Annotated in this window: 15 protein-coding genes; 8 read left to right on the top strand and 7 right to left on the bottom strand. The window is 60.3% G+C overall.

The features are described 5' to 3' along the window. The first annotated feature begins 5 nt into the window (after nucleotides 1–5). From B9G99_RS09500 to B9G99_RS09485, 4 genes are all read left to right on the top strand, one after another. Nucleotides 6–824 carry an amidohydrolase family protein gene (locus tag B9G99_RS09500; RefSeq protein ID WP_086621929.1) on the top strand — a complete coding sequence of 273 codons (819 nt, stop codon included), beginning with the start codon at nucleotides 6–8 and terminating at the stop codon, nucleotides 822–824. Nucleotides 825–874: 50 nt separating this feature from the next. Further along, nucleotides 875–1,954, top strand: coding sequence for an AbrB family transcriptional regulator (locus B9G99_RS09495; protein WP_227875771.1), 1,080 nt, complete (start codon nucleotides 875–877; stop codon nucleotides 1,952–1,954). Between the two features lie 64 nt (nucleotides 1,955–2,018). After that, the gene (locus tag B9G99_RS09490) at nucleotides 2,019–2,420 is read left to right on the top strand and encodes an NUDIX hydrolase (RefSeq protein WP_086621924.1); all 402 of its coding nucleotides are present in this window, start codon (nucleotides 2,019–2,021) and stop codon (nucleotides 2,418–2,420) included. Nucleotide 2,421: 1 nt separating this feature from the next. Next, on the top strand, nucleotides 2,422–2,892 hold the full coding sequence (locus B9G99_RS09485) for a hypothetical protein (protein WP_086621922.1): 471 nt from the start codon (nucleotides 2,422–2,424) through the stop codon (nucleotides 2,890–2,892). A gap of 84 nt (nucleotides 2,893–2,976) precedes the next feature. Here the strand turns inward: B9G99_RS09485 and B9G99_RS09480 are convergent, their stop codons facing one another. From B9G99_RS09480 to trmB, 7 genes are all read right to left on the bottom strand, one after another. Beyond that, nucleotides 2,977–3,915, bottom strand: coding sequence for a LysR substrate-binding domain-containing protein (locus B9G99_RS09480; RefSeq protein ID WP_086623404.1), 939 nt, complete (start codon nucleotides 3,913–3,915; stop codon nucleotides 2,977–2,979). A gap of 66 nt (nucleotides 3,916–3,981) precedes the next feature. Beyond that, a complete protein-coding gene (locus B9G99_RS09475; RefSeq protein ID WP_086621920.1) occupies nucleotides 3,982–6,006 on the bottom strand; it encodes a CocE/NonD family hydrolase in 2,025 nt (674 codons plus the stop codon). A 14-nt stretch (nucleotides 6,007–6,020) separates the two neighbouring features. Further along, nucleotides 6,021–7,640: a BCCT family transporter gene (locus tag B9G99_RS09470; RefSeq protein WP_086621918.1), complete on the bottom strand. Its 1,620-nt coding sequence runs from the start codon at nucleotides 7,638–7,640 to the stop codon at nucleotides 6,021–6,023. Nucleotides 7,641–7,914: 274 nt separating this feature from the next. Next, a complete protein-coding gene (locus B9G99_RS09465) occupies nucleotides 7,915–8,283 on the bottom strand; it encodes a diacylglycerol kinase (RefSeq protein WP_086621916.1) in 369 nt (122 codons plus the stop codon). Between the two features lie 198 nt (nucleotides 8,284–8,481). After that, nucleotides 8,482–9,882 carry a D-alanyl-D-alanine carboxypeptidase/D-alanyl-D-alanine endopeptidase gene (dacB, locus tag B9G99_RS09460; protein WP_227875770.1) on the bottom strand — a complete coding sequence of 467 codons (1,401 nt, stop codon included), beginning with the start codon at nucleotides 9,880–9,882 and terminating at the stop codon, nucleotides 8,482–8,484. A 191-nt stretch (nucleotides 9,883–10,073) separates the two neighbouring features. Continuing rightward, nucleotides 10,074–10,406, bottom strand: coding sequence for a DMT family transporter (locus B9G99_RS09455; protein ID WP_086623402.1), 333 nt, complete (start codon nucleotides 10,404–10,406; stop codon nucleotides 10,074–10,076). A 48-nt stretch (nucleotides 10,407–10,454) separates the two neighbouring features. Further along, on the bottom strand, nucleotides 10,455–11,141 hold the full coding sequence (trmB, locus tag B9G99_RS09450; RefSeq protein WP_086621913.1) for a tRNA (guanine(46)-N(7))-methyltransferase TrmB: 687 nt from the start codon (nucleotides 11,139–11,141) through the stop codon (nucleotides 10,455–10,457). 328 nt (nucleotides 11,142–11,469) lie between these two features. Here trmB and B9G99_RS09445 point away from each other — a divergent pair, with 328 nt between their 5' ends. The 4 genes from B9G99_RS09445 to B9G99_RS09430 all read left to right on the top strand — a co-directional run bounded on the left by B9G99_RS09445 (nucleotide 11,470) and on the right by B9G99_RS09430 (nucleotide 15,826). Then, a complete protein-coding gene (locus B9G99_RS09445) occupies nucleotides 11,470–13,335 on the top strand; it encodes a beta-ketoacyl synthase (RefSeq protein ID WP_086623401.1) in 1,866 nt (621 codons plus the stop codon). Between the two features lie 145 nt (nucleotides 13,336–13,480). Next, a complete protein-coding gene (coaD, locus tag B9G99_RS09440) occupies nucleotides 13,481–13,963 on the top strand; it encodes a pantetheine-phosphate adenylyltransferase (protein WP_086621911.1) in 483 nt (160 codons plus the stop codon). 77 nt (nucleotides 13,964–14,040) lie between these two features. Then, nucleotides 14,041–14,295 (top strand): YfhL family 4Fe-4S dicluster ferredoxin, encoded by a 255-nt coding sequence (locus B9G99_RS09435; protein ID WP_086621909.1) that lies wholly within the window; start codon nucleotides 14,041–14,043, stop codon nucleotides 14,293–14,295. A 169-nt stretch (nucleotides 14,296–14,464) separates the two neighbouring features. Further along, on the top strand, nucleotides 14,465–15,826 hold the full coding sequence (locus B9G99_RS09430) for an MATE family efflux transporter (protein WP_086621907.1): 1,362 nt from the start codon (nucleotides 14,465–14,467) through the stop codon (nucleotides 15,824–15,826). Nucleotides 15,827–15,914: the final 88 nt, after the last annotated feature.

Raw genomic sequence — 15,914 nt, 5'->3', positions numbered from 1 at the left:
CTGCCATGGCTGAGGTTATTCCCTTTACCGGACACTACCGACACGATCATCGTGAACCACACGGCTGCTTCGATGCACATCTACATATCATCGATCCCCGCTTCCCCCTGATCGACAACCAGGGATTTCGCCCCTCTCCCTTCACCGTCGAGGACTATCAAAAGCTCACCCGTGGGCTGGACATCCGGGGCGGTGCCATCGTTTCGGGCTCCTTTCAGGGCACGGACCAGGACTACCTGCTGGCGGCCCTTGAAGCGCTGGGCGGCGATTTTGTGGGGGTGACACAACTGCCCGACGACATCAGCGATGCACGCCTGCTCGAACTTGACGAGGCCGGTGTTCGAGCCATTCGATTCAATCTCAAACGGGGTATGGCCACCGATATCGAAGCCATGGCCCGCCAGGCCCAGCGTGTTTTTGATGTGGTCGGCTGGCACTGCGAGATTTATGCCGATGCCGGCGACCTCGCCCCGCACCTGACACTATTGCGCACGCTTCCGGCCATTGTGATTGACCATCTGGGGCTTTCTCAGGCGGGTCTGCCGACGCTTCTGGCACTGGTCGAGGCCGGTGCACGCGTCAAGGCCAGTGGTTTTGGACGTGTGTCACTGGATGTACCGGCAACGCTTGCCGCCATTGCCGACATCAACCCGCACGCCCTTCTCTTTGGCACCGATCTGCCGGGAACACGCGCGCCGCGCCCCTTCCGGGAGGGGGATATCGAGCTTTTACACAACACCCTGGGCGATGCCCACGCCATGCTGGCGCTGCATGACAATGCCGTTGCCCTTTATCGGCCGCGCGGCAGCAACAGCGTGGCCTGATATCATATGATCATGCCTTTCAACCCGCATGCTGCCGGAGTCTGACCAACTTGCTTGCCGATCGCCTGCCCACCTCGCCCCTTTTCCGATGGATTCTGCTGTTGGGCGCCTGTGCGCTGGCAAGCTTTCTGCTTCAGTGGCTGCAGATGCCGGCCGGGGCCCTGATTGGTCCGATGGCGGTTTCCGTGGTGTTTGGCGTCATGATTGGTGGATTGAAGCTGCCGCGGATCCTGTTCAAGTCGGGCCAGGGCGTTATCGGGCTTCTGATCGCTCAGGCCATGACGCTGACCGTGCTTTCCACCATCGCCGAGAGCTGGCCGGCCATGATGCTGGCCACCGTGGTGACGCTGGTGCTGAGCACCGTGGTCGGCATCCTGCTGGTGCGCTACGGCGGGCTGCCCGGCACGACGGCGGCCTGGGGCACCACACCTGGCGCTGCCGCCGCGATGGTCGCCATGTCGGAGCAGGCCAACGCCGATCCGCGGATTGTGGCCACCATGCAGTATGTACGCGTCATCTGCGTGATCATGGCCGGCGCGCTGGTTAGCCATTTCCTGGGCGTCTCGGAGAGCGACCATACCACTTCTCACGGCATGGAATGGAACGTTCACGGACTGCTGTCGCTGGGGGTCTCGCTTGCGCTGATCGCGCTGGGCATCAGCATCTGTGACCGGCTGCTGCCGGCCGGCGCCCTGCTGGGCCCGATGCTTTTGGGCACCGTCGTGCAGGTTTCCGGCCTCATCGATATTCAACTGCCGCTACCGCTTCTGGAAGCCGCCTACGCCTGCATTGGCATCTATGTGGGGCTACGCTTTGATCGCCAGACCGTACGCAGCGTCATGCATGCCTTCAAGTGGATGCTGCTGGCCTCCCTCATGCTGATCGGCTTCTGCGCGCTTTCTGCGCTGATGCTGGTACCCATGATGCACAGCGACTTTCTGACGCTGTATCTGGCCACAAGCCCTGGCGGGCTGGACTCGATGACCATTATCGCACTCGACACCCACGCCGATGTGGCCATTGTCGCGGCCCTGCAGGCCCTGCGCCTGTTCACCGTGGTGCTTATCGGGCCATCCATGGCACGCTTTATCGCCCGCTTTGCCCGCGAACCGTCACCTTGTCCACACTAGTGTCCTGACTGCCCGATGATGGCACTGTCTTGATTCACACCTACCCCATTCGGAGCCTCCTTCAATGCCCATCATTCACATTGTTGCCGGCTGTCTGCTCGACCAGGACCAACGGTTACTGGTTGTCCGAAAGCGCGATACCTCGCACTTCATGCTGCCCGGCGGCAAGCCGGAGCATGGCGAGACGCCTCTGGTGACCCTCGCTCGCGAATGCCAGGAGGAACTTGGCACCTCGATCGGAGAAGACGAACTGGCCATGCTGGGGCGCTTTCGCACTCGGGCGGCCAACGAGCCCGATACCCATATCGATGCAGATGTCTTCATCATCGAGGACATGGAAGGCACCCCACAGGCCCATGGTGAAATCGAGGAGATACGCTGGATGGCCCTCGATGACGAGTCACTGACGCTGGCGCCCCTGCTCAGTGATGAAGTGCTACCGGCGCTGCGCCAGAGGTTTGACTGACATGACAGACGCTGACGCACCCAGGACCACCAGACGTGCCCCCGAGCGCCTTGTGGCGCTCGCCCTGCTCAGCGATCGTGACGAGGTTCTGCTGATCCATCAGCCACCCCGGGCACACTATCGTCTACCCACGACCAGCGTGGCCATGGACGCTGACGATGACACGCTGATGCAGGCCGCAACAGCCCTTCAGGCCGCACTGCTGGCCGAAGATCAGCCGGTGACAGAGCGCGCATGGCTGGGTCGGTTTGCCGCGCCTGACGACAACGGCCAGCTTGATATGCTGGAAGTTTATGTGGCGCGCCTTGGGAAGGCCCGGCTGCAGCGCGATACCGACTGGCGCCCGGCATGGGCGCCGCTGATCACCCGCCCCCCTGAAGACATGATCGAGCCGGCCATTGAGTTGCAGGTCATGCCGGCACTGGCATCGCTGATCGATCCGCAGGCCAGTACCTCCCGCCAGCAGGAATAGGGAATAGACAGTCACGGTTGACAAAAAGCGTCTTCCAGCGGGCCGCACGTTTCGCAATCGGGGGCCATATCGAGCGCTGCGCTGTCAGGTAAGAGAGAGGCCACCAGCATCAGTACCTTCTGACATCAGCCACTGTCTGAATGCTCTGGCAGCGTATGAGCCCGGATGTTGTCCCGGCGTCAGCAGTGATAACCGTCCACGGCTTTCGATGCGGATATCGAGCGCCTCGACCAGAAGCCCCTGCTCAAGCTCGTGTGCCAGCAGACGCGTCCAGCCCAGCGTAACCCCCTGACCGGCAAGCGTGGCATTCATTAAAAGCTGATAACTGTTGGCCGACAGCGTGCGCATCGGCGTATGCCATACCGCCCCCAGCGTTTCGCACCAGCACTGCCAGGTCAGCCAGTCATGATAGTGATCCTCGACCACCATCAGAGCATGATGTTCAAGCAGGTCGATGACGTCTTTCGGTCGGCCTTCACGAGTCAGATAGGTGGGTGAACACAGCACGGCGACTTCTTCATGATCAAAGATCGTCTCTGCAGTCATGCCGACAGGGTCCACTTCTCCCTGCAGATGATAATAGACACCCAGATCACACTCGCCGGGTTCCAGCCGGTTGGGGTCTTCGATGATCAGCATGCGAATGCTGATCTCCGGATAGCGCGCCTGAAAGCCGCTCAGCTGACGTGACAGCCAGAAGGAAGCAATGGTGGGCGATGAGGCAATGGTCAGGCTCTGTTCAGCCGGGCGGCGGCGAATCTCGGCGCTGGCCTCGCCCAGCTCTCTAAGCACGCGCTGGACCACGTGATAATAACGCTCACCGGCGTCAGTCAGGGCGAGCCCGGTCAGCTGGCGCTCAAAAAGAGGCTGGCCCAGGTCGCTCTCCAGTCGCTGAATCTGGCGGCTGACCGCGCTCTGGGTCAGGGCAAGCTCATGGCTTGCCCGGGTAATGCTGGCAAGGCGGGCCGCCGCCTCAAAGGCACGCAGGCAGTTCAGGGGCGGCAACGCATGGCGAGAAGACATGAAAAGCGCTCGTGACAGCGGAAAGGGCCAGCATAGCATGCCGGCCGGATCAGGCTGAGGGCCGACTCAGATCGCCGTACGCGGCAGACATCGCTCCCAGCGTTTATCGCTGACCACCCGATCGCCCTCATGAGCTTTTTGTGACGCACTCAGATAGAAATTCTCTTCGTCACAGCGAAGCTCATAGTGGCTGTCCACCCTGACCGAAAACGCGCCATCTCCTTTTTCGCGACCGGCCTTGTAGGTCCAGTGAATCTCGGCCCGGGTTTTCGTGGCATCCTCGGGATGGCTGGTATACACCTCACGGGCGCGCTGATCGACGCGCAGCCCATGATCGAGAAAGCGCACGTCGCCCATGTCGTCTTCAACGATCACGCTCACCTCGCCGCTGCCGACATCCTCGCTGATGGTGCGTTTGGGCGCCCCGGCGCGCAGGGTCTCGAGCCGGCAGGGCGTGGCTGCCTCCGGCGGCTCAAAGGGCATATCGATGTACCCGGTCCTGCAGAGTGGCAGCGAAAGTGTCGGCCTGCCGGCCAGCACGGTCAGATCCGATCGTTTCTTCGGTGACCATACCAGCGGGAAGCTGGCACTCGAGAGCGCCACACGCAAACGATGTCCCGGCGGGAGCCGATAACCAATCAGATCCATGGCAAGGCGCACCCTCAGGGGCCTGCCCGGGGTCAGAGGATCGATGACGCCTGGATCATTACGCAGATTGAGATTGAGCGTGCCATAGGTCACCAGCGCACTCTCCCCTTCGGGCGAGACATCGCAAAGACGCACGTTGAGCTGGCCACAGTCGGTGTCGCTGGCCAGTTCAAGCTCGACGGCGGGCTGCCCCAAAAGATCGATGCCTTCCGGCCAGGGCGTGGAATCAAAGGTCAGCGCCAGGCCGTCGTCGCGGCGCTGATCCGGCGGGAAGTCAGCACCGTACCAGAGCCCGATATACTCCCCCTGCAGCGACCCGGTCGTCAGCGGTGACGTTATCCGGCAAGGCTCACTCAGCGCCCCGTCTGCTGTCAAACCGTGATCGCTCAGCACCAGCGTGGTCGTCTCGATCTCGGACGCGGGGGCAGGCCAACCGTGGGTGCGCACCCACTGTCCCGGACGTTTGTCATATTTCGGTGCCGGCTTCAGACCATCCTGCAGATAGAAGGTGCACTCGGGTTCATTCATGATGCCGGTGTCAATGTCCTTGAGCCAGTAATCCCACCAGCGAAGGGCTTCCTGTAGAAAGCCGATCGCCGGGTCAGGAATCGCAAAGTGCGGATACTTGTGAATCCAGGGGCCCACCAGGGCCTTTTTGGGGCACTGGAGGTGTTCCATCATGCGCGGGATCGAATTCATGTAGGCATCCCCCCAGCCGCTGATGGCATAGACGGCGGCCTTGATATCACCGTAGCTTTCGCACACCGAGCCGTGACGCCAGTACTCATCGCGATGCTGATGGGCAAGCCAGGTTTCCGCCAGCAGGGGCATGTTCTCAAGCCGGTTGAGCCACATCTCGCGCCAGCGCTCGCCGACCAGCAGCGGGTCCGGCACCGCGGCGGAAAAGCTCAGCATGGTGGCCGCCCAGCCAAGATTTTCCAGCAGCATGTTGCCGCCCTTGTAGTGGATATCATCGGCGTAACGATCATCCGTGGAACACAGCGTGATGATCGCCTTGAGCGGCTCGGGGCGCAGCGCGGCCAGCTGCAGGCTGTTAAAGCCCCCCCATGAGATTCCCATCATGCCGAGGCTGCCATTGCACCAGGGCTGCGCGGCGATCCAGTCGATCACCTCAAGGCCATCAGCCTGCTCCTGTGGGGCATATTCATCGTGCATCAGCCCGTCGGATTCCCCGTTGCCGCGCATGTCGACCCGCACGCAGGCATAGCCATGCCCGGCAAGATACGGGTGCGTCAGCTCATCGCGCACCGCGGTTCCATCGCGCTTTCGATACGGCAGATATTCAAGGATCGCCGGTACCGGATGCTGCTCGGCCTCTTCCGGCAGCCAGATGCGTGCGGCCAGACGCGTGCCGTCGGCAAGCGTGATCCAGGCGTTTTCAATCTCGCGCACGCGATGGGGGAAGCTCTCTCTGATCTGCATTATTTCACTGCCCGTTAGGTCGTGGAGGGTCGCTGGTCTGTCGATGAGGCGCCGGTCGCGGCACTGTCGGTGGCGAGACTTTCCGAAACCTGATGAACGACGCGTTCAAACAGGGGCGGCTCATTGAGGCGTGACGGATCACCGATCCATCGCCAGATCGAGACGCTGGCGAGCAGGATCATCAACATGGCCGGCAGGCCGCCGAGATTGGAGAGCATTTTGATGCCATCGATACCAACGAAACTGGTCATCACCCAGGACACGGTACCGATGATCATGCCCCAGACCACCTTCATGGGCAGGGAGCTGCCCATGTCAGAATCAGCGGTCAATCCCCGGGTACATAGATTGCCAATGGCATCCGTATTGGAATCGGCAGCGGTCACATAAGAGATGAAGGCAATGAAAAGCAAAAGCGGCACGGTGATGCTCGACAGCTGCAGCTCACCAAAGAAGCTGTAGAGCACCTGCTCGATCCCCGAGTCATTAAGAAGAGCGTAGAGCCTTGAGTTTTCCGCCATGTCCAGATGCAGGGCACTGGTCGAGAAGATAATGATCCAGATCATCGAGCACAGGGCCGGAAAGATCAGATTGATATTGAGAAACTCTCGCACCGTGTAGCCGCGCGAGATGCGCCCCAGAAACAGGGAGGTGACCGGCGCCCAGGCAAACCAGACCGCCCAGTAGAAGATACTCCAGGACTGCGCCCAGGTGTCGTTGGCCGCTGTACCGGTATAAAGGCTTTTCGAGAAAAAATTGTCCAGATAGGTACCGATCGACTCCACACCGAGTCCCAGCATGTAAAGCGTGGGGCCACAGACAAGGACGAAAATGCCTACCACCAGCATCAAAATGGCATTCAGTGATGAGAGTCTGGCAATACCACGCTGTAATCCGGTGGCGGCCGAGATCACGAAGGTAGTCACAATCAATGCCGTGACGATGCCCAGCTTCCAGGGGCTGGTCTCTCCACCGACATAGCCGTTAAGGCCACCGGTAATGGTCAGCGTTCCCGTGCCCAGTGATGACGCCATGCCGGCGACCAGTGCATAAAGTGCGACCGCATCAATCAGCCCACCCACACGGCGCACGCGCCTGCGGCCAAAAAGGGGCTCGAAAAAGCTGGCAATCGAAAAACGCTGACGCCGGTTGTAAAACACCAGCGCAAAGACCAGCGCGGGCACGGCGTAAATGGCGTAGGGGGTAAAGGTCCAGTGAAGGAACATGCTGGAGATGGCAAAGCGAGCAGCGTCGGGAGAGGCAGGCTCGATACCGAGGCCGGGAGCGGGACCATGAAAGTGATACAGCGGCTCCGAGGTGGTCCAGAAAAGGATACCGACGGCCAGGGTGGTACAAAGCGTGATGGAAAACCAGCGCAGTCTGGAAAGCAGCGGCGTGGCATTCTCTCCGCCAATGCGAATACGCCCCAGCGGGGACACATAGATGATGGCGCCCAGCACCAGTAGATAGAGACTGCCCAGACTGAACAGCCATGAAAAATGCACAAGCACAAAGCTGTTGAGCGAGCTGGCAATGCTGACGAAGCCATCCATATTGATAAAGCTTGTGATGACGGCGCCCAGCAGCACCAGAAACACGGGCCAGAAGACCCATGGTCGAATGGAGTGCGTCATTGCGATTTCACCCTTCGTTTATCGTTATTTGTCCTGCATGACTCGGGTATTCCGGGGATATTGCCGCACCATCGCCCTAGCGATATGGTGCCCATGCCACACCGGAATACCCTCTTCATCCAAAGCCTTTGAGGCCGGCCTTGCAATCGATAAATGGGCATGAGGGCATGACCTGAGCGCATACCCCTTGAGTTCTGGCCGGTTTCAGACCTGAAAAAAACGGCCCGAAGCGATTCGCTTTGGGCCGTTAAAGAAACGGATGCAGGATAAAACTTCAGGCCAGACGCATGATCAGCAGACTGCCCCAGACCAGAAAGGCGAATAGGACACAAAGGAAGACGGCCGCTGATCCAAGATCCTTGGCACGCCCGGAAAGCTCATGGTGTTCAACGCCGATGCGATCCACCACGGTTTCCACCGCAGAATTGAGAAGCTCCACGGCCATGACCAGAACGGCACTACCGATCAGCAGGAGCCATTCGATCAGCGAGTTCCCCAGCCAGAAAGTGGCCGGCAGCAGCAGGATGCTCAACATCAGCTCCTGACGAAAGGCGGCCTCATTGTGCCAGGCCGCCGTAAGCCCTTTCCAGGAATAGCGAGTGGAATGAAATAGCCGCTTGATACCGGTATGCGCGGGCTTCATGCAATGGGTTCCTGTCCATGGATCACAGGTATCGCAGGCTACCTGCCATCTTTAAGGGGAAGAAGGCATCCTACCAAAGCAGTGGGCCAGGGGGCCACGGCCAGTGCTGTCATGCCGGCAAAAGATGGGCACTCCCCCTTCACGCGGCCCTTTCATCCGTTCTGATTCGGCCGGCAGACGGCCCGACCGAATCAGGATTCAATGACTGGCGATCATGGTATCAATATCACTGGCCACGGCTTCCAGAGTGGTCGTCCAGTTGATATAGGGGGTGGGCGCCCGACCGTTGACCATGACAGTGAAGGCCCCCCACCGTCCCGACAGCGTGCGAAAATACCCGGCTACGGCACGCACTGGCACCGGCTCATTAAGGGTACCGGTCTTGATCATGACGTTTTGCTGAAAACGTTCACTGCCGCGACGAGTGAAATTCATGGGGCCGTTAACGGGCGTCTGCATCCCCGCCACGAATACCGGAAAAAGCGCCGGCTGGTGATACATGTGATCCAGCAATGCCGTGACGCCGCGCGCACTGGTATGGCTCTCAGGCGTCAGCCCACTGCCGGAGCGCAGATTGATCGGACCGTGTCCGGGGATGTCTCGAGCAAAGGCGTCCAGCGCTGCCCCGGCACTTTGCATGCTGGGCGTGCCGTTCACCAGATCGAGCGCCAGCGTATCGGCCATGAAATTGTTGGAATAGTTGAGCATGCGCAGCAGTTGTTCCTGCAGCGGCTTGCCCTCCACGGCAGAGAGCACGCGCGACTCGCTGCCGGGCCGACTGGACGTGGCCGAGAAGCCACCGGTCACGGCAATACCGGCGTCCTGCATGATGGATTGCACCGTGACCAGCGTCTGCTCGACCGGATCGGCACTGGAGCGATAAACGCTGGCGGGATCACTGTCCATGCGAATCTGCCCAGAGATCACCAGCGTGTCTTCGCCACCGCTTGTCGTACGCTCGGCACTGATGCCGGTACTGCCCTGTGACACCGTAGTGACGCGGTTGTCCACACGCGTCAGTGGTGTGGCGCCGGCACAGCTGGTCACGCGCGCCGGCACGCCTTCGGCCTCGCCCGGCATGACCCGCATGCACCAGGTGGCAAAGTCCACTGCAGTGGAAGTGAGCTGAGCATCAAAGGCATGCCGGGTACGTGTACGGGCATCACATCGATCCGTGGTGACACAGGTCACCGGCCCAAAGCGCCACTGGCTGGCCAGTACCCGACCATCGACACGACGAATACCGCGCTGTGCCAGTCCCTGGATCAGCAGCCAGTAATCCTCGCTGGTCATGCCCGGATCACCACCACCGTCCAGGATCAGATCTCCCTTGAGGACACCATCCACGATGGCACCACTGCTGCGAAGTTCGGTCGTGAAGCGCTTTTGGGGCCCCCACTGCGCGAGGGCCGCTGCCGCAGTGTAAAGCTTGGAGACAGAGGCCGGCGTCATCTGCTGATCGGGGGCGATGCTGCCCAGCGACTCACCGCTGTCCAGCAGGCGCGCCTGGGCGCCGACCACAAAGCCTTTCTCCGCCAGCGCCTGTGTGGCGGGAAAACCCTCGGCATGGGCCTGCATGGTCAGAGCCGGGGCGATCATCAGCATCGTGGAAGTAAACAGCAGGCAGGACAAAAGACGTAAGCCAGTCGGACGACAGGCACCTACGACAGTAAACCTTGCAGGCATGAAAAATTCCCTGTTCCAGAAGCATCTTGTTTAAGCCTCAGAGTAATGGGCATGCCTGTACCGTGGCAATGTGCGCCACCAATATCCGCGGTTTTTCAGGCGCGCTAGTGCGCGTTCATTTTTGAAAAGCACTGCAGCACGACCACACCGGAGACAATCAGCGCGATACCCAGCATCGCCGGCAGGTCAGGTCGCTCGCCAAACACGATCATGGCTACCAGCAGGGTCAATACCATGCCAAGCCCTGCCCAGATGGCATAGGCCACGCCTACCGGCATACTCTTGAGCACCACGGACAGCAGATAAAATGCCAGTCCGTAACCCACCACCGTGATCAGACTCGGCCCCCAGCGCGTGAAGGTGTTGGAGGCCTTGAGCGCATTGGTGGCGATGACTTCGGCGAAAATGGCCAAAATCAGATACAGATAGAGCTGCAAGGACACGGCATGTTCCTTTATATATTGGATGGCGACGGAGGCAGGGTTTCACATCGAAACGCCTGGCGAATACTGCAATCGCCAGAGGGTATGCCGACTTTCAAAATACTTTTGCTCGAAAGCGCTGATGAACTCGCTGTCCGGTGTCAGCGATAGCGTATCGATCTTTGGCGCCTGCCCCGTGATCTGCTCAACAGCGCAGGCAAACTCCTCGACATAGATCTGCCAGTTGCTGCGTAGCTCAAGCCTCCCGCCAAGCGCCAGCACCACCGGAAATACCGGATGAGCATGCCAGCGCCGCTTGAGCTGAGACGCCTTGGGGTATGGGTTGGGATAGAAAATGCAGTGACGCTCCGGCCGCCAGCCGGCCAGATGCGCCAGTCGCCAGAAATCAACCAGATCGGCGCGCACCAGCAGAGCATTGTCGGGAAAATCTCCCAGCTCCCGGGTGTAATCCCGCGACAGGCGATCGGCACTGCGATCGATGCCCAGCACACAGGCGTGAGGATACTCGCCCGCCAGATGTCGGGTCGAGCGTCCTGTCCCACAGCCCGCATCCAGAATCAGTGGGCCACCGTGAGCCTGATAAAAGCGCTTCGCCTCCTCAAAGGCGTTTTGGGTGTGCTCGGCCACCGGGCGGCGCCACTCATTATCAAGGGCGCGCTGAACATGATGGGCAAGGTCGGGATGCAGCCCTTCCTGGGGGGAATATACCGGCGTGGAGTTGGCGAACATGGCACTTTTAACAATATGGAGGAAGCTTCATTGACGCTCTGCGGCGCCAACCCCTGATCGAGCGAATCGACACTGCCGGGCGGTCCGCATGCTCTGGACAGCACGCTCACTACCCTGCCACCCCGACATGACAACTCGTTGACCGGCCGACATGACGTCCTGCCCGGGGCGATGCTATCATGACTGCCCTGTTTTGGCGGACTCACCACGGCAAGTGGTGGTGATATGACGCCATCCTTTCAGCGACGCGGTCGCCATGGCTTTATCGCTTCCTTATAGGCATCAACACGAGGGTTTCGGCTTGTCACAGTTACCGGTGATCGTCGGCATGGGCGGTATTAATCCCGCTGGCAGAACGTCCGGTCATCAGTCCTTTAATCGGACCGTGATCGATGCGCTGCCCGAAAAGGCCCGGCAGTATACCCTCTCGGGACTCGCTCGGCTGATGGGACAACACCCGTCAAACGGACCGGATGATCACGGTACCCCCCTTGATGATGCAGAGCTGGCCAAACGCCATGAGCAGCATGTGCGCCGTCATACCCTGATTCGTCGTCTCGAGGATGAACGCTTTGGCGACGCCGGTATTCCAGCCAACCGTCAGGCCAGCATGACCCTCGATGCGCCCTTGACGGTCAGTCTCAGCCGCCGGCAGCTGCCTGAAAATCCGCCGGCACACTGGCAGATCGAGACGATCGATGAACGCCATGTCAGCGTCACCGTCCCGGCCGGCGAGTTTGAGGTGCTGCTGCCCGAACGTCGCGAGGCACTGGTCAAGAGTGCCGGTCAGCTGCCAACCGGATTTGACCCGGCCAGCTTCTATCGCAGCGTGCACCACCCGCGCGCCCTGTCGATGACCATCTTTGCAGCCTCCGACTGTCTGGGCCAGAGCGGTTTCGAATGGGATAGCCTGAGTCAGCAGCTCGACCCCGATCAGATCGCCGTCTACGCCGGCAATTCGATCGGACAGCTGGATGCCCAGGGCTGGGGCGGTTTGATCAACAGCTTTGTCACCGGCCAGCGCGCGACGTCCAAACAGATGCCGCTGGGCTACGGCCAGATGCCGGCCGACTTCCTCAATGCCTATGTTCTGGGCAGCGTTGGCGCCACGGGCGCCATGCAGGGGGCCTGTGCGACCTTTTTGTATAACCTGCGCCTGGGTGTGGACGACATTCGCATGGGCAGGCGTCGACTGGTCATGGTCGGCACGGCAGATGCGCCGATCACACCGGAAATCATTGAAGGCTTTCGTGTGATGAGCGCGCTGGCCGACGACGCCAGCGTCAAGGCACTCGATGCACTGGAGCTTCTGACCGACGAGGATTATCAGCGCGTCTGCCGGCCCTTTGCACGCAACTGTGGCTTTACCATTGCCGAGTCGGCCCAGTTTGTCATGCTCATGGATGACAGCCTGGCGCTGGAACTGGGGGCCGACATTCTCGGCGCCGTGCCGGAAGTCTTTATCAACGCCGACGGCTACAAGCGCTCCATCTCGGCACCGGGCATCGGCAACTACATTACACTGGGCAAGAGTGTGGCGCTGGCTCGAGATATTCTGGGTGAAAAGGCCGTACGCGAGCGCAGCTACATCCACTCTCATGGCACCAGCACGCCCAAGAATCGGACTACCGAATCCCACGTGCTCGACAGCGTCGCACGCGCCAACAACATCGAGCACTGGCCGGTCACCGCCATCAAGGCCTATCTGGGGCATTCCCAGGGCAGCGCGGCCGGCGATCAGCTTACAAGCGCTCTGGGCAGTTTCAAAACCGGCCTGCTGCCGGGTATCTTTACCCTCGATGCCGTGGCCGATGATGTCCATGGCGAACGTCTGGATCTTTTCCGCGAGCACCGCGAGTTTCGCGCTGACGTCAGCTTCATCAACGCCAAGGGTTTTGGTGGCAATAATGCCACTGCGCCCCTGCTGTCGCCGGAAGTCACCGAAAGGCTATTGACGCAGCGCCACGGTGAGGCCGCCATGACCCAGTGGCGCCGTCGCCGTGAACAGGTACAGGCGCGTCAGGCGCATTTCGAGGCACAGTCGCAAAAGGGCGAGTTCTCGCCCACCTATCGCTTTGGTGAAGGCGTGCTTGAAGGCCCCGAACTCGAGGTCGGCGCCCGGGAGATCCTTATTCCAGGCTATCACAAGCCGGTGTCGCTTGAAGTCGACAACCCGTTCGGCACGCTCGATTAACGAACTGAACCGCCCCCGTGCCGGTTCGACCGGCATGGTTGTCGACCATGATGCTTTACAGTAATCTCGCGGCCCCGACCTGATAGCACCCGGCGTATCAACGACATGACCCTGCCGGCAGTTCGGAGATGAATGGAGTCCGTACATGAACATTGTGGTGTATCCTGGAACCTTTGATCCGATCACCAATGGTCATACCGACCTGATCGAGCGCGCGGCATCGATGTTTGATCGGGTCATCGTCGCCGTGGCGCAAAGCCCGCGCAAGCAGCCGACCCTGTCGCTCGATGAGCGGGTGCAGCTTGCCCGGGAAATTCTGGGCCATCTTGGCAATGTCGAAGTCGTCGGATTCAGCTGTCTTTTGACCCAACTGGTGGATCGGGTTGGCGCACGCATTATTCTGCGCGGACTGAGAGCCGTGTCGGATTTCGAGTACGAGCTGCAGCTGGCCAACATGAACCGGGCACTGGCCCCCCATGTTGAAAGTCTTTTTTTGACGCCTGAAGTCGAGAATTCCTATATTTCATCCACCATCGTGCGTGAAATCGCCCGCCTTGGCGGTGACGTTTCATCGATGGTGCATCCCCGCATCGCCCAGGCGCTGGAAGAACATTTTCAGGGCGCCTGAACCGGCAAACGGCCCAGGGGCCGGCGGATGACAGCCGCGCAGCGTCCAGGGCGGCGCGCGCGAACCAGGAGGTTACCATGTCCCTGATGATCACCGATGAGTGCATCAACTGCGACGTTTGCGAGCCGGAATGTCCCAATAACGCCATCTCACCGGGCGAGGAGATCTATGTGATCGACCCGGGGCTTTGTACCGAATGCGTCGGCCACTTTGATGAACCGCAATGTCAGCAGGTCTGTCCGGTCGACTGCATCCCGCTTGATCCCGAGCGCGAGGAATCGCGCGAGCAGCTGATGGAAAAATACGAGCGTATTACCGCGGTCGAAAGCTGAGTTCTGCGACCCAGCATGTGATTCAAAAGGGGGTGGCCCACAGGCCACCCCCTTTTGCTGAGCGAGAACATCAGAAGCCGGGCATGTGCCACCACCCGAAATAGCTGGTCGACTGACGTCGCCTGCAACGTATGGCAAGCTCCACGAGCCCAAAACAGTCGGTACCCCCATGTCGCTTTTACCCTCTTCCGATTTTTCACGGCGCCTGCATGATGTCTGGCGTCTTTCATGGCCCATCATCATCTCCAATGCCAGCGTACCGCTGCTGGGACTGGTCGATACCGCCGTGATCGGACACCTGCCGCATGCGCGCTACCTGGCGGCCGTGACCCTTGGCAGTACACTGTTCAGTTTCCTGTTCTGGGGGTTTGGCTTTCTGCGCATGGGGACTACCGGCCTGACCTCCCAGGCCGTCGGACGCGGCGAGGATCAAGCCGTTCGCAATCTGCTCGGCCAGTCCCTTTTGATTGCCGTGGTCATTGGTCTGGGATTGATCGCGCTATCGACACCGCTGGTCAACCTGGGCCTCTGGCTGTTGCAGCCCGACAGTGACGTCACCGCGCAGCTGGCCGCCGATTACGCTCACGTGCGTATTTTTTCTGCCCCGGCCGTACTGATGAACTACGCCATCATCGGCTGGTTTCTGGGGCGCCAGAATGCTCGAGTGACCCTGCTTTTGATGCTGATCACCAATGGCGTCAACATCGTGCTGGATATCGTACTGGTGGTCGGGCTCGACATGAACGTCAAGGGCGTGGCCACGGCCTCGCTGATTGGCGACTACACGGCCCTGGCCTTCGGGCTATGGATGGTATGCCGCGCACTGAAAACGCTGGGCGGACGGTTCGATCCCACACCACTCAAGCGTCTGGCCGCCTATGGCGAGCTTTTTCGCGTCAATCGTCACCTTTTTATTCGCACCTTGTGCCTGCTTTTTGCCATGGCCTTTTTCACCTCCCAGGGCGCCCGGATGGGAGATCAAACGCTGGCCGCCAACGCCATCCTGATGCAGCTGGTCATGATGATCTCCTACGGTCTGGATGGTTTTGCCAACGCCGCCGAGGCCCTGACCGGCAAGGCGGCCGGGCGCTCCGACTGGGACGAATTCGGCCGCTCGGTACGCGCCTGCGCGGTATTTTCGATCGTGACAGCAGCACTGGCCGCGCTGGTCTTTGCAATGATCGGCCCCTGGCTGATTGCCCGCCTGACCGATATCGAGGCCATTCGACAGCTGGCGGGAACCTATTTGCCGTGGCTGGTCATCATGCCGCTGATTGCCGTCTGGAGCTATCTGCTGGACGGGGTCTTTATCGGCACGACGGATACGCGCGCCATGCGCGACACGATCATTGCGGCACTACTGACCTATCTGCCGGTATGGTGGCTGACGCAGCCACTGGGCAATCACGGGCTCTGGCTGGCCTTTACGATCTTCACACTGGTGCGCTCGCTGGGATTGGGCATGATCTATCTTTCAAGACGTCGGGGCCGATGGGCGGATCGGGGAAATGCTCTCCGTTGCCATGAATAACCCCCAGGAAAGCGCGATTTTCCAACGTTAACGTCCTGTACCCATTGCCTTAATATGCAGACCTGCGCCTCTTAACGCCGGAAAACGG

It is taken from the genome of Kushneria konosiri (genome assembly GCF_002155145.1).
GTDB classification, from domain to species: domain Bacteria; phylum Pseudomonadota; class Gammaproteobacteria; order Pseudomonadales; family Halomonadaceae; genus Kushneria; species Kushneria konosiri.
This window is presented reverse-complemented; position numbering and strand designations above follow the sequence as displayed.

What these genes read in the sequence shown, in the direction of transcription:
- B9G99_RS09485 (WP_086621922.1), top strand. Translation starts at nt 2,422, where the DNA reads ATGACAGACGCTGACGCACCCAGGACCACCAGACGTGCCCCCGAGCGC.
- trmB (WP_086621913.1), bottom strand. Translation starts at nt 11,141, where the DNA reads ATGTTCGCCAACTCCACGCCGGTATATTCCCCCCAGGAAGGGCTGCAT.
- B9G99_RS09500 (WP_086621929.1), top strand. Translation starts at nt 6, where the DNA reads ATGGCTGAGGTTATTCCCTTTACCGGACACTACCGACACGATCATCGT.
- B9G99_RS09435 (WP_086621909.1), top strand. Translation starts at nt 14,041, where the DNA reads ATGTCCCTGATGATCACCGATGAGTGCATCAACTGCGACGTTTGCGAG.
- B9G99_RS09475 (WP_086621920.1), bottom strand. Translation starts at nt 6,006, where the DNA reads ATGCAGATCAGAGAGAGCTTCCCCCATCGCGTGCGCGAGATTGAAAAC.
- B9G99_RS09470 (WP_086621918.1), bottom strand. Translation starts at nt 7,640, where the DNA reads ATGACGCACTCCATTCGACCATGGGTCTTCTGGCCCGTGTTTCTGGTG.
- B9G99_RS09465 (WP_086621916.1), bottom strand. Translation starts at nt 8,283, where the DNA reads ATGAAGCCCGCGCATACCGGTATCAAGCGGCTATTTCATTCCACTCGC.
- coaD (WP_086621911.1), top strand. Translation starts at nt 13,481, where the DNA reads ATGAACATTGTGGTGTATCCTGGAACCTTTGATCCGATCACCAATGGT.
- dacB (WP_227875770.1), bottom strand. Translation starts at nt 9,882, where the DNA reads ATGATCGCCCCGGCTCTGACCATGCAGGCCCATGCCGAGGGTTTTCCC.
- B9G99_RS09430 (WP_086621907.1), top strand. Translation starts at nt 14,465, where the DNA reads ATGTCGCTTTTACCCTCTTCCGATTTTTCACGGCGCCTGCATGATGTC.
- B9G99_RS09480 (WP_086623404.1), bottom strand. Translation starts at nt 3,915, where the DNA reads ATGTCTTCTCGCCATGCGTTGCCGCCCCTGAACTGCCTGCGTGCCTTT.
- B9G99_RS09445 (WP_086623401.1), top strand. Translation starts at nt 11,470, where the DNA reads ATGGGCGGTATTAATCCCGCTGGCAGAACGTCCGGTCATCAGTCCTTT.
- B9G99_RS09490 (WP_086621924.1), top strand. Translation starts at nt 2,019, where the DNA reads ATGCCCATCATTCACATTGTTGCCGGCTGTCTGCTCGACCAGGACCAA.